4 protein-coding genes (1 of these 4 only partly in view) are annotated in these 13,613 nt (G+C 74.5%); all 4 read right to left on the bottom strand.

Annotation, left to right across the window (positions count from 1 at the left end; translation table 11 throughout):
* Tightly spaced (at most 16 nt apart), the 4 genes in view from KKZ08_RS37405 to KKZ08_RS37390 form a layout consistent with a single transcriptional unit that may run on beyond the window.
* Positions 1–1,956, bottom strand: a complete 1,956-nt coding sequence (locus tag KKZ08_RS37405) for a methyltransferase (RefSeq protein ID WP_223778668.1) — start codon at positions 1,954–1,956, stop codon at positions 1–3.
* Positions 1,902–3,509 (bottom strand): beta-ketoacyl synthase N-terminal-like domain-containing protein, encoded by a 1,608-nt coding sequence (locus KKZ08_RS37400; protein ID WP_223778667.1) that lies wholly within the window; start codon positions 3,507–3,509, stop codon positions 1,902–1,904. The genes KKZ08_RS37405 and KKZ08_RS37400 overlap by 55 nt, the downstream gene beginning before the upstream one ends.
* Positions 3,510–3,525: 16 nt before the next feature.
* Positions 3,526–12,810, bottom strand: coding sequence for an SDR family NAD(P)-dependent oxidoreductase (locus tag KKZ08_RS37395; RefSeq protein ID WP_223778666.1), 9,285 nt, complete (start codon positions 12,808–12,810; stop codon positions 3,526–3,528).
* Positions 12,807–13,613, bottom strand: the 3' portion of a protein-coding gene (locus tag KKZ08_RS37390; RefSeq protein ID WP_223778665.1) for a non-ribosomal peptide synthetase. 22,587 nt of this gene lie beyond the right edge of the window; the window shows 807 of its 23,394 coding nt (coding positions 22,588–23,394); its start codon lies off the right edge, out of view; it ends in the stop codon at positions 12,807–12,809. Before KKZ08_RS37390 ends, KKZ08_RS37395 begins: the two co-directional genes overlap by 4 nt.

The raw sequence follows: 13,613 nt of genomic DNA, 5'->3' as shown, positions 1-13,613 counted from the left end.
TCACGCGAGCAGGGTGCGCACGGTGTCCTCGGGCAGCTCGTCGATGCGCTCGATCAGCTCCTCTTCGAGCAGCCGCACCATGTCCGCCAGGGTGCGGGCCTGGAACAGCTCGCCGAGGTCGAGTTCGAACGGGAAGCCGCTCTTGAGCCGGGAGATGATCTGGGTCGCCAGGATGGAGTCGCCGCCCACCTCCTGGAAGTCGTCGTCGGGGCGGGCCGATGTGACGCCGAGGACCTCGCGCCAGGCGTCGACGACCAGTTCCTGGAGCGGGCCGCCGCCGGCTTCTTCGGACACGGCGGGCTCCGGCGTGGCGGGAGCGACGGTCTCCGGTACCGGCACGGGTACGGCCGGGGCGGGGGCCTTGACCGGCACCGTCGTGACCGGCCCCTCCGTGGCGCCTTCCTTCTCCGCCACGACGATCGCCTGGTAGGCCTGGTCCTCGCGCACCGGAGCCGGTGAGAGGCTGCGTACCCCGCGGAACCCGCCGCGCTCCAGCGCCTGCCGCCACAGGGAGACGCTGAGCAGCGGGGAGCCCGGCAGCCGGCAGTCGTCCTCGAAGGCCCACCAGCCGCCCATCAGGCCGAAGGTGAGGGTGAAGAAGTCCTGTGCCCGGGTGGTCTCCAGGAGGATCAGTACGCCGCCGGGGCGCAGGAGTTGCCGGGCGTGGGCGAGGGTGTCGTCGATGCGCTTGGTCGCGTGGAGGACGTTGCAGGCGAGGACGAGGTCCTGGGTGCCGGCCTCGAAGCCCTGCTCGGTGGGTGCCGACTCGATGTCCAGCGGGGCGAAGGTCACGAAGGGGTGGTCCTTGCCGTACTGATTGCGGCCGTACTGCGTGAAGCCGCGGGAGATGTCGGTGTAGACGTACCGGAGCCGGCCGTCGGTGGCTGCTTCCGTGCCGTTGAGGGCGGGCAGCACCTTGGCGGTGGTGCCGCCGGTGCCCGCGCCGATCTCCAGGACGGAGACCGTGGCGCCGGGGTCGCGCTCGCGCCGCGCCCGCACGTACCGCGCGACGAGGCCTGCCACCAGGCCGTTGGTGTCGCCGTCGCTGTGGTAGACGGCCTCCACGGCGTCGAACGAGCCGCCGGGGAACAGCACTTCGTGGGCCTTCTTGCGTCCGGTGAGGACGTCCGGCATCTCCTCCAGGCAGAGCGTCAGCAGGTGGAAGTACCCGTCCATCTCCGGGTAGTCGGCGCCCACCTCGCGCTTGAGGGCGTCCAGCCTGTCCTTCTCCCAGGTCAGGGGCGCCGGTTCCGTGACCAGGCCGGTGGTGAGCAGGTCCGTGCCCTCGGCGCGCAGATAGCCGCCTTCTTCGAGGACGCCGAGCAGTCCGTGGAAGAGCGCCGCGTGCTCGTCGACGACGCCGAGCCGCCGGGCCAGGTCCGCCTCGGTGTGCCGCTCGCCCGGCGCCGTGAAGACGTCCATCCGGCGCAGCGACGCGAAGAGCATCCGCCGGCAGACCTGGGTCAGTTCGTGGACCATCACGTCGGAGCGCAGGGCCGCCGCCAGGTCCCCGGCCGCCGGGTCGGACCGCAGGTGCTCGTCGGCGGCGGCGTCGAGCTCCGCGAGGACGGACGGCACGGCCGCCGGGTCCTGAGGGGCGGAGCCGTGACCGGGGGTTCCTGGTGCGGTGCCGTCCGCCCATACGTGGGGGAACACGTCGCGTACGAAGGGGTGGCCGGGCAGGGCGATGCGGCGGGGGGCCGTGCCGGTGTGCAGGCGGGGCCACTCCACCGGGGAGCCGGTGACCCAGGCCGCGGCGAGCTCGTCGGCGTCGCGGCCGGTGGCCGGCTTCGCTCCGGTGCGGCGCTCCGTCACCTGGCCGTGGTGGGTGCCGGGCACCTCGGTGGCGCCGCCCGCGTACGCGCTGAGGCGCTCCAGGAGTTCGGCCATCGAGCCGGCGGTCACCGCGAGCCGTTCGGCGAAGGCCTCGCGGCCCACCTGGAGCGTGTACGCCACGTCGAGGAGCGCGTCGTCGCCGAGCTCGGCGCGCCGCAGGTGGTCCGCCAGCTCCCCCGCCTTCTGCCGCAGTTGGGGCTCGCTCTTCGCGGAGAGCGGTACCAGGTGGCGGCGGCCGGGGACGGCGCGGGCGCGGGGCCCCTGGGGGCGTCTCCTCGAGAGCTCCGGCTGACGAAGACCGGGCTCTCCTCGAAGTCGGCGTGCTTGTTCTCCGTGCGGAAGTTCGCGGCCGGGGGGAGCTTGCCGTGGCGCATGCACAGCAGCACCTTGATGGCGCCGAGGACGCCCGCGGCGCCCATCGTGTGGCCGATGTTGGCCTTGACCGAGCCGATCGCGCAGAACTGCTTGCGGTCGGTGAACTCGGCGAACGCCTCGGTCAGCCCGTGCACCTCGATGGGGTCGCCGAGGCTCGTCCCGGTGCCGTGTGCCTCGACGTAGCCGAGGCGGCTCATGTCGACGCCGCTGCGGCGGTAGACGTCGCGCAGCAGACCGCTCTGCGCGGCGGAGCTGGGCGAGGTGATGCCCGAGGTCCGGCCGTCCTGGTTGGTGGCGCTGCCCCGGATCACGCCGAGGATCCGGTCGTTGTCCCGGACCGCGTCGGACAGGCGCTTGAGTACGAGGACTCCGACGCCCTCCCCGACGAGCATGCCGTCGGCGTCGGCGTCGAAGGGGCGGCAGGCCCGGCCGGGCGAGACGGTGCCGAGGGCCTCCATGGTGACGAAGGTGCCGGGGTGGTTGGCGACGTACACCCCGCCCGCCAGCGCGAGGTCCGACTCGCCGTCCAGCAGCAGCCTGCGTGCGATGTCGACCGCCACGAGCGAGGACGAGCAGGCGGTGTCCACCGTCATCGCCGGGCCGCTGAGGTCGAGCTGGTAGGCGAGGCGGGCCGCCATGATGCTGGTGTCGGAGCCCATCAGGGCGTGCGCCGAGTACTCCGCCTGGGGCGCGAGCCCGGTGCTGCCGACGATGGTCGCGACGGAGCGGCCGCGCAGCGCCGAGGCGTCCTGTGCCGCGTCCTCCAGGGCGTGGTAGCAGGATTCGAGGAGGACGCGCTGGGCGGCGTCCATGGCGGCGGCCTCGCGGGGGGCGATGCGGAAGAAGGCCGGGTCGAAGTGCTCGCTGCCGGACATGGCTCCGTAGCGGGGCGGGGCGACGTCCGGGAAGTGCTCCTTGAGCAGCGAGAGGGCGACCGGGTCGTCGACCTCGGTGGTGCGGTCCCGGCCCTCGCTGATCACCTGCCACAGCTCGTCGGGGTTCCGCGCGCCCGCGGCGCGGCAGTGCATGCCGATCACCGCGATCGCCTCCGGCGCCGCCTGCTGCCGGCCGACGTGGGCCGTGACGCGCTCGCTGAGCCCGTCGAGGTCCCCGGCCCCGCTCACGTCGGCGGTCGACAGGGCCGTGCCGAAGCGGGCGTTGACCTCTTCGGTCAGCGCGACGGTCGTGGCCAGGTCCAGGCCGAGGTCGCGGAAGGAGGTGCGGGCGAGCCGCTCGGGGGCGGTGTCGAGGACACGGGCCGCGAGGTCCGACAGCGCCTGCTTGACGTGGGGCGACATTGACTCTGTTTCTCCTTCAGCTCCGCGGGGCGCGCGGCTGCGCGGTGGTCTCGGCCAGGTGTGCCCGGTTGGTCCGCAGGCGGTCCTCCTGGGTGGTGGAGGTCTGCTTGCGCAGGCGGAAAAGGCGGTGTCCGATCCAGCCCCGGCGCACTGCTTCGGCCAGCTCGGGGTCGGGGTCCGCGGGTTCGTGCGGGAGCTGTTCCTCGACCACGAACCGGTTGCGCGCGAAGACGTCGGACCAGGTGCGCGCGGTGGGAACGCTGATCCCGGCGCCGGGGTCGACCAGGTCACCGCTGAGCGTGCACAGGTAGTCGGCGAGGAGGACGTGACCGCCGTCCACGACCGCCGCGTCCAGGCGGGCGAAGAGTGCCTGCTTGTCCTCGACGCGGTAGCAGCCGTCGATGCCGTACGCCAGGTCGTAGTGACCGGGGAACGGATCGAGCGGGCCGCTCCGGTGGAACACGGCGACATGTCCTCGCGCCCCGCTCCCGTCGATGCGGCGCCCGGCCGCGTCGGCGAACTCCTTGTCACCGCTCACGCCGTGCACGATGAGCGCCGGGTGGTCGGCGGCGAGCCCGATGAGCGCGTCCGCGTCACGGCACCCGAACTCCAGAACGGCACCGAGCCGGTCGAGCCCGGCGTCGGCGAGGAGGAGGCGGTGCGGGGGGTCGGCCGGCGGGGCGGGGGCCCTCCGGGCGGGGGCGGTGTGGGAGGCGGGGATCCTCCCGGCGGGGGCGGTCTCGGGAGCGGGGGCCCTCCCGGCCGGGGCGGCCTGGGCAGCGGGGGCCCTCCCGGCGGGGACGGCCTGGGCAGCGGCCGTGGCGGGCTGGGGCTCGTCGACCGTGGTGGCGGCGCCGGACTGCGTGGCGGTGTCGGTCTGCGAGGCGGTGCCGGATTGCTCGGCGGTGCGAGCCTGCGTGGCGGTGCTGGCCCGCGCGACGGGACCCGGTTGCGAGGCGGTGGATTGCTTGACGGCTGCCGATTGCTCGGCGACGCCGAGCCCGGCGGCACCGGCCTGCATGGCGGCACCGGCCTCCGCGGCAGTGCCGCACAACGAGGCGGTACCGGAATGCGTGACGGCAATGGATTGCGAGGCGGCACCGGGCCCGGCAGCGCCAACCTGCGAGGCGGCACCGTATTGCACGGCCTCAGCGGCTTGCGCGGCGGAGGCCGCACGACTCGGCGTCAGCGCACCGTGCGCGGTGGCCGCACCGCCCACACCCCCGCCCGCACCCCTTCCGCTCCCCCGCCCGCGCCCCTCGTCCCCCCTGACGAGCCGCCGCCGCAGGTACGCGGCCAGGGGACCCGGTGCCGGGTGGTCGAAGATCAGGGTGACGGGGAGCCGCAGCCCCGTGGCGCGGCCCAGGCGGTTGCGGAGTTCCACCGCGGTCAGCGAGTCCAGGCCCAGCTCGACGAAGCCGGTGTCGGCGCCGATGGTCGCCGGGTCGGTGACGAGGACGGAGCCTACCTGCGCGCACACCAACTCCAGGAGAGCGGCGTGTTGTTCGGCCTCCGGTAGGCCGTCGAGGTCCGGGAGGCCGTCCGTGGCGGCGGTGGCCGTCGCGGTCCGAGGCACCCCACGCAGCAGGCCGCGGTGGAGCGGGTGGCCGTCGCCCGCCTCGGCCTGGGCGCGCAGGGCGTCGAGGTCGAGACGCATGGGCACCTGGAGCGGTTCGTCGGCGCCACGTGCCACGTCGAACAGGGCGAGTCCGTCCGCGGAGGGGATCGGCAGGAGCCCGCCGCGCGCCATCCGCCCGGTGTCCTCCTCGCTCAGGTGCTTGGTGAGACCGGTGGCCTGCTCCCAGTAGCCCCAGGCCATGGACGTGCCCGGCAGCCCTCGCGCCCTGCGGTGCTGGGCGAGGGCGTCCAGGAAAGAGCTCGCGGCGGCGTAGTTGGACTGGCCGGGGTTGCCGAGCACACCGGCCGCCCCGGAGAAGAGGACGAACTCGGCGAGGTCGAGACCCTTGGCCAGAGTCAACTCGTGGAGGTTCAGGGCGCCTTCGGCCTTGGGCCGCAGGACCCTGGCGAGACGTTCGGGGGTCAGCGCGTCGAACACCCCGTCGTCGAGGTCGCCCGCCGTGTGGACGACGGTGCCGAGCGGATGCTCGGCGGGGATGCCGTCGAGCACCTCCGCGAGCCGGGCCCGGTCGGCGACGTCGCAGGCCACGACGGTCACCTGGGCGCCCGCGGCGGTCAGTTCGGCGGCCAGCCCGGCCGCGCCGGGCGCGTCGGGGCCCCGCCGGCTGAGCAGCGTCAGGTGCCGGGCGCCGCGCTCGGCCACCAGGTGCCGGGCGAGCATGCCGCCGAGGGTTCCGGTGCCGCCGGTGATCAGGACGGTGTGCTCGGGGTCCGGCCGCCGGGGCACGGTCAGGACGATCTTGCCGACGTGGCGTGCCTGGCTCATGAACCGGAAGGCCTCCGGCGCGCGCCGCAGATCCCAGGCGCGGCGGGGCAGGTGGGTGAGGACGCCCTGTTCGAAGAGGTCGACGATCTCGGCGAGGATCTCGCCGATGCGCCGCGGCCCGGCGTCCACGATGTCGAACGCCCGGTAGCGGACGGCGAAGTGGGCGGTGGCGACCTGCGCCGCGTCACGGATGTCGGTCTTGCCCATCTCGACGAACCGGCCGCCGCGCGGCAGCAGCCGCAGCGAGGCGTCGACGAACTCGCGGGCGAGCGAGTCGAGGACGACGTCCACGCCGCGCCCGTCGGTGACGGTGCGGAACTTCTCCTCGAAGCCCAGGTCCCGGGAGGACGCCAGGTGGTCGTCGGGCACGCCGAGTCCGCGGACCGCGTCCCACTTGCCCTCGCTCGCGGTCGCGAAGACCTCCGCGCCCAGGTGCCGTGCGAGCTGCACGGCGGCCATGCCGACGCCACCCGCCGCCGCGTGTACGAGGACCGACTCGCCGGCGGTCAGGCCGCCCATGTCGACCAGGCCGTAGTAGGCGGTGGCGAACGCGACGGGGACCGCGGCGGCCTGTTCGAACGACCAGCCGCGGGGCATCCGTACGACGGTGTGGGCGTCGGCCACGCAGACCGGGCCGAGGCCGCTCGGGAAGAGGCCCATCACACGGTCGCCGACGGCGAGGCCGCTCACGCCGTCCCCGACGTCGACGACCACACCGGCACCCTCCGCACCGAGCGTCAGCTCTCCCGGGTACATGCCGAGCGCGCCGAGCACGTCACGGAAGTTCAGCCCTGCCGCGCGCACCTCGATCCGCACCTGACCGGGAGTCAGGGGTGCCTCGGCGGCGGGCCAGGGCAGCAGGGCGAGGTTCTCCAGGGTGCCGGCGCCGCTGGTGTCCAGGCGCCACGGCGTACCGTCACCGGGCGGTACGAGCGCGCTGTCCGAGCCGAGCCGGGCCAGCCGGGGCACGGTCGCCTCCCCGCCCCGCAGGGCGAGCTGCGACTCCCCGGCCGCGGTCGCCGCGGCGACCGCGCCGGGCAGCGCGGCGGCCGAGGCCTCGGCACCGTCCACGTCGACGAGGAGCAGCCGGTCGGGGTTCTCCGCCTGGGCGGCCCGCAGCAGACCCCACACCGGGGCGTGCGTCAGGTCCTCGACGTCCTCGCCGACGCGGGTGGACACGGCCCGCCGGGTCACCACGACCAGGCGTGCCGCGGCCTGGCTCTCGTCCGCGAGCCGGCTCCGTACGAGGCCGTGTACGCGCGCGGTGGCGGACCGGACGGCTGCCGCCAGGTCGTCCGTCGGCTCGGCGTGGAGGGAGATCAGCGCGATCTCGTCACCGCCGCCGTCGGACGCGCCGGGCACGTCGGCGCCGTCGCCGCGGCGCAGGGCCGTGGCGAGGCCGAGTTCGTCGGGGCCCGCCGCGGTCCACTTGATGCGGGGCGTGTCGGCCGGGGCGAGCGGGGTCCACTCCAGGCGGAGCAGTTCGTCGGGCAGGGCCGTGCGGGCGGGCGTCCGCCGTGCGCCGGCGAACGGGCGCAGTACGAGCGAGTCGAGGACGGCCAGGGGCCTGCCGGTGGTGTCGGCGACGGCTGCCGAGACCGCGTCGGTGCCCGCGCCCGTCAGGCGTACGCGAACGGCGGCCGCTCCCCCGCCGAACAGCTGCATGCCGGACCAGGAGAACGGCAGCAGACCGCCGCCGTCGCGGACGAACCCGCCGAAGCCCATGGCGTGCAGGGCCGAGTCGAGCAGGGCGGGGTGCAGGCCGTAGCGGGCGGCGTCCGGGCCGTCGTCGAGGGCGGCCTCTGCGTACACCTCCTCGCCACGCCGCCAGACGGCGCGCAGGCCGCGGAACGCGGGACCGTACGCGTATCCGGCGTCGGCCATCACCTGGTAGTAGGCGTCCACCGGTACGGGTTCGGCGCCGGTCGGCGGCCACACCGCGAGGTCGAAGCCGGCCTCCGCCGCACCGGCCGCGAGCAGCCCGGTGGCGTGCCGTGTCCACGCTCCCTCCCCGTCGGCAGCGCTCTCGGCGCCGGACTCGGCCAGCGAGTGGATCTCCAGGGGCCGGGCTCCGGTGGCGTCGGGCGCCCGGACGACGAGCTGGAGCCGGGCGCCTGCCTGCTCCGTGAGGGTGAGCGGCGCCTCCAGGGTGAGTTCTTCGAGCCGCCCGCAGCCGAGTGCCGCTCCGGCGTGCAACGCCATCTCCACGAAGCCCGTGCCCGGGAAGAGCACCGTGCCCGAGACCGCGTGGTCGGTGATCCAGGGGTGCGTGGCGAGCGATACGTCACCGCTGAACACGGTGCCGCCGTCGGCGAGCCGGACGGCCGAGGTGAGCAGCGGGTGCCCGGCCTCGTCCCGCGCGGGGCCCTGCGGCTGCAAGGCCGGGGTGGCGGTGTCGCCAGTGCCGGCGTCGGTGTCGTCGAGCCAGCAGGACCGGCGCTCGAAGGGGTACGTCGGCAGTCCCGCCACCCGCACGGGCACTCCGTCCCCCTGGTCGTACAACGCGGCCCAGTCGACCGCCGCGCCACGCACCCAGAGGTCCGCGACCGCGCCGAGGTCACGGCCGCGCAGGGCCGCGTCGAGGCCCGCCGTGTCCACCCGGGCCGCGGTGGCCGAGAACACCGCGTCACCGGGGCGGCCCCGGCGCCAGCGCGTGAGGTGGCCGCGCAGCTCCTCGGCCCCGGAGGCGATGACCGCCAGCCGGTGCGTCAGGTCCACGCGTCCGACCTGGAGGGTGTACGCGATGTCCGCCAGGTCGCTCGTGGGCCGTCCCACGAGGAAGTCGAGCCACGCGTCGACGTAGGCACCGAGGCGTTCCTCCGTGTGCGCCGACAGGACGAACAGGACCGGGCCGCGCTCGGCCGGCCGGGCGCGCGGCGCGGGCTCGGGCGCCTCCTCCAGTACGACGTGGGCGTTGGTGCCGCCCCCGCCGAGACCGGTGATCCCGGCGCGGCGCGGCGCGGGGACGCCGTCCACGACGACCTGGTGCCAGGGCACGGGTGCGGCGGAGAGCTCGAAGGGAAGCCGGTCGATGTCGATGGCCGGGTTGAACTCCTCGGGCAGCCGCGTCGGCGGCAGCGTGCGGTGCTGGAGCGCGAGGACGACCTTGAACAGCTGCGCCATGCCCGCGGACGCCTCGCCGTGACCGATGTTGGGCTTCAGCGAGCCGATGCGGAAGCGGCCGCTCACGCCCGTCCGGTCCTCGAAGACCTGGGTGAGGGCGGTCATCTCGACGGCGTCGCCGATCTCCGAGCCGTTGGCCGTGGCCTCCACGTAGCTGACGGTGCGCGGGTCGATCCGGGCGTCGCGCAGCGCCTCCCGGATCACCTCGGCCTGGCGCAGGGAGCTGGGGCTGGTGAAGCCGATGGTCCGGCCGTTGTGGTTGACGGCGCTGCCGCGGATGACGGCGCGTACCGGGTCGCCGTCGCGCAGCGCCTGTCGCAGTGGCTTGAGGAGCACCGCGCCGACGCCCTCGCCGGGGACGATGCCGGCGGCCTCGGCGCCGAACGACGCGCAGTCGGAGCGGTCGGAGAGCAGCCCCACGGTGGCCAGTTCCACGTACGTCGACGGGTGGAGGTAGAGGTTCACGGCCCCGGCTATGGCCAGGTCGCAGCGGCCGGAGCGCAGGCTCTCGACCGCCTCGTGCAGCGCCACGTGCGCCGAGGAGCAGGCGGTGTCCACGGCCTTGCTCGGCCCGCCGAGGTCGAACTGGAAGGAGACCCTGTTGACCATGTCGCCGAAGGAGGTGCGGGGCATCTCCAGGCGGCCCTCGGAGCCGAGGTGGGTGAAGCCGTGCTTCGCGCCGCCCGCGAAGACACCGATGCGGCCGCGTACTTCGGCGGGCAGCTTGGCGGGGGCGTATCCCGCGTCCTCAAGGGCCTTCCAGCACTCCTGGAGGAACAGCCGCACCTGCGGGTCGGTGTTGCGGGCCTCCTGCTCGGTGAAGTTGAAGAGCGCGGGGTCGAACGCGTCGAATCCGTCGAGGAAGGCGCCCCACTTGGAGTGGCTCTTGCGCACCACGTCGGCGCCCTCGGGGTGCGGGTCGTAGTGCTCGCGCCAGTCCCAGCGGCGGCGCGGGATCTCGGTGACGGCGGACCGCCCCTCCATCAGCAGCTGCCAGTAACTGTCCTGGTCGGGGGCGTCCGGGAAGGTGCCGCTCATGCCGATGACGGCGATGGCACCGGCGAGCTCGTCGTCATCGCCGCGCACGGGAGCGGCCTCGGCTGCAAGCTGTACGACCTCGGCGGCTTCGGCTGCTTCGACGGCAGGCTGGGTTGCGGGTGCGGGTGCGGGTGCGGGTGTGACCACTGTGCCGTCCCAGCCGAGGAAGGTCCTGCACTCGTCGGGGAACTGCTCGGCGAGCTGTCCGGCCACTCCTTCGACCTTGGCGAACTCGAAGAACAGCGTGCGCGAGGCCGACGGGAACGCCTCGCTCAGCAGCTGGTTCAGCCGTGTGCGCGTGATCGAGTCGATGCCGTAACGATCCAGCTGTTCCTTGGGGTCGACCTCCCCGCCGCCGTCTCCCTCGGCCGCGCCGAGCAGCTCGCTCGCCATCAGCGCGATCCGGTCCTCCATCGCCTGTTCCAGCCGCTCGGGGCGCAGCTCGCCCCTGGGCTCGGCGACGGGCCCCGGCACGCGTACGGGAGGGACCACGGGAGCGGCGACGGACGCGGGAGCGGACCCGGCCGCCGTCGCGGTGGCGGGAATGCCGTGGTGGTTCTTCGCGAACGGATAGCCCGGCAGCGGCACCCGGCGGACCGAGCCGTTCCGGTGCAGCCTGCGCCACTCGACGCTGCCGCCGCGCACCCACACCTCGGCCACCTGGGCTAGCTTCCCGCGCTCCAGCCACTTGCCCACGGTGTCGCGCAGCTCCTCGTCGGCGAAGAGCCGCGCGACGTCGCCACGCCCGTCGGCCTCGCCCAGCCGGCAGTTGTCGGGCAGCTCCCGGCCCTCTGCCAACGCACGCAGCCCGGCGAGGAGTTCGGCGCGGTCGCGGACCACGAGTGCGGCGCGGGCGGCCAGTTCGGCCCGGCCGAGCTGAAGGGTGCGCGCCACATCGGCCGCGGACGGCACGGCGCTCCCGGTTCCGGTTCCGGTCGAGGCGGCGCCCTCGGCGCCCTCCGTGGGGCCGGCGTCACCGGCCCGCGCCGCCAGCCGCGCCAGTTCGCCCGCCGTCCGCCCTTCGTGGAAGACGTCGGCGCCCAGGCGCGTGCCGAACTCGGCGTCGAGCGCCTCCCCGATGCGGGCGAACTGTTCCGGGCGTACGCCGTAGGAGTCCAGGGGTTCGTCCGGGTCGATCTCGTCGGTGGCGACGCCCAGGACGCCCGCCACCGCCGCGCACACCCGGGCGGGCTCCGCGGCGCGCGCCGCCTCTGGGGGCGGGGCGACGGCGACGGCGGTCGAGGAGGAGGCGCAGTTCTCCAGGTGGTCGGCGAGGACGCTCGCGTAGGCGCGCAGCCGCTCGGGGGTGCGGGCCGACAGGGGGACGATCTGGGGTGTGCCGTCGTCCGCGTGGGCCGGTTCGGCGGCGGGCACGTACTGCTCGACCACGACGTGCGCGTTGGTGCCGCTGTGCCCGAAGGAGTTCACCGCGGCCATCAGCGGCGCCCCGGAGCCGCTCCGCCAGGGGCGGGGCGCCTCGTCCGCGACGAACGCCGAGTCCTTGAGGTCGATCAGCGGGTTGAGCCGGCGCAGGGTCGGCATGCCGACCAGGGCGCCGTGCCGCATCGACAGCAGGACCTTGATGAGGCCCACGACGCCCGCCGGGGCCCCGGTGTGCCCGATGTGCGCCTTGGCACTGCCGATGGCGCAGAACTCCCGCTCCGTGGTCAGCCGCCGGAAGGCCCGTACGAGCGCGTTGGCCTCGACCGGGTCGCCGAGGGCGGTGCCGGTGCCGTGGGCCTCCACGTACCCGACGCGTTCGGCGGGGATGCCGAAGCGCCGGTAGACGTCGAGGACCAGGTCCTCCTGCGCGGCGCCGTTGGGCGCGGTGATGCCGTTGCTCGCGCCGTCCTGGTTCATGCCGGTGGCTCGGACGACGCCGTGGATGTGGTCGCCGTCGGCCACCGCGTCGGACAGCCGCTTCAGTACGAGGACGGCCACCGCCTCGGAGTAGACGGTGCCGTCGGCGTCGGCGTCGAAGGTGCGGCACCGTCCGCTGGGCGACATCGCGCCGCTCTCGACGAGGAGGTCGAGGCCCCGTGCGTCGAGGCCCGCGTTGACGCCGCCGACCAGGGCCAGGGACGACTCTCCCGAGCGCAGGCTCTGGCAGGCCAGGTGGACGGCGGCCAGCGAGGACGAGCACGCGGTGTTGACGACGAGGGCGGCGCCGCGCAGGTCGAGGAAGTACGAGAGGCGGGAGGCCACCAGGGCGTCGGAGGCGCCGGTGAACGACTCGTGGGGGTAGCCGGTGGGCTCGGCGCCGATGAACAGGCCGGTACGGGAGCCGGCCAGGGACGTCGGGTCGAGCGCGGCGTCCTCCAGGGCGTGCCAGCTCTCCTGGAGGAGCAGCCGCTGATTGTGGCTCATCAGGTCCGCCTCGTGCGGCCGGATGCCGAAGAACTCCGCGTCGAAGAGGTCCCGTTCGGCGAGCGCCCCGCCCCAGCGGTAGCCGCCGGGGTCGTCGGGGGCGAGGTAGTGGTCCGGCAGTTCGCCGTAGCCGACGCGGCCCCGGCTGAGGTTGTGCCAGAACTCGCGTACGTCCGCGGCGCCGGGGAACTGCCCGGACATGCCGACCACCGCGATGTCCAGCATCCGCGTGCGGTCCTCGGACTCCGTGTGCCCGGTGGCCGCCTCCGGGGCCGGGCGCCGGGCTTCCAGCAGACCGCGCGCCTGCTCCGCGCCGACCGCGCCCTTGACGTATCCGTCGAGGATGTCGCGGAAGTCTGCGCTGCTCATCGTTGCTCCCTCGTGGCCAGCTCTGCGTCGAGCAGGTCGAGCACCTCCGCGGCGGAGAGCTCTCCGGCCGCGAAACGTGCCTCCAACTTCACGATCAGGTCGTGCGGTGCGGATGGTTCGTGGGTGGCCGGTGGTCCGGAAGTCGCCTGCGGTTCGGGGGCCGTGGGCGGTTCGGCGGCCGTGGGCGGTTCGGGGCTCGCGGGGGCGAGCAGCCCGTCGAGGTGGTCGGCCAGCCGCTCCACGGACGAGAACTCGTAGAGCGCGGCGGCGTTGAGCTCGACGTCCAGCTCCTCGGCGATCCGCGTGACGAAGGTGGATCCGGTGATCGAGTCGACGCCCAGGTCGGCGAAGGCCGTCGACGGCGAGAGGTCCTCCTTCGGCACGCGCAGCGTCTTGGCGAGCCGCTCCACCAGCAGGTTCCGCAGCTCCGGCCGCCGGTCGAGGCCGCGGGACGCGCCGCCCGGGGACGCGCTCGGCCGGGCGGGCGCCCGTACCGTGGGCGCGCGCATGCCGATGACCTGCCGGTACCGGTCCGCGCGCAGCAGCCGCACGGCCGTGTCGAAGCAGGCGGCTCCCTCGGCGTCGTCCAGGAAGCCCAGCGACGGGTAGTCCCGCGCCGCCTCGCCGAACGAGGCCCGCCAGGCCCCCCAGTTGACGATGCCGACCGGGAAGGGTGCGGCGGCCGCGGCGGCCCGGGCGAAGGCGTCGGCGGAGGTGATCCCTGCGGCGTAGGCGGCGTGGGTGCCCGCCCCGCCGAAGGAGAAGGCCTGGGCCGAGGAGAAGTAGCAGAGGAAGTCCAGCGG

The sequence above is a fragment of the Streptomyces sp. 135 genome (assembly GCF_020026305.1).
Classification (GTDB): Bacteria; Actinomycetota; Actinomycetes; order Streptomycetales; family Streptomycetaceae; genus Streptomyces.
The sequence above is the reverse complement of the archived record's forward strand: the minus strand, read 5'-3'. Positions and strand labels throughout refer to the sequence as shown.

Coding starts and splice junctions, on each gene's coding strand:
- KKZ08_RS37400 (WP_223778667.1), bottom strand. CDS start 3,509: ATGTCGCCCCACGTCAAGCAGGCGCTGTCGGACCTCGCGGCCCGTGTC.
- KKZ08_RS37395 (WP_223778666.1), bottom strand. CDS start 12,810: ATGAGCAGCGCAGACTTCCGCGACATCCTCGACGGATACGTCAAGGGC.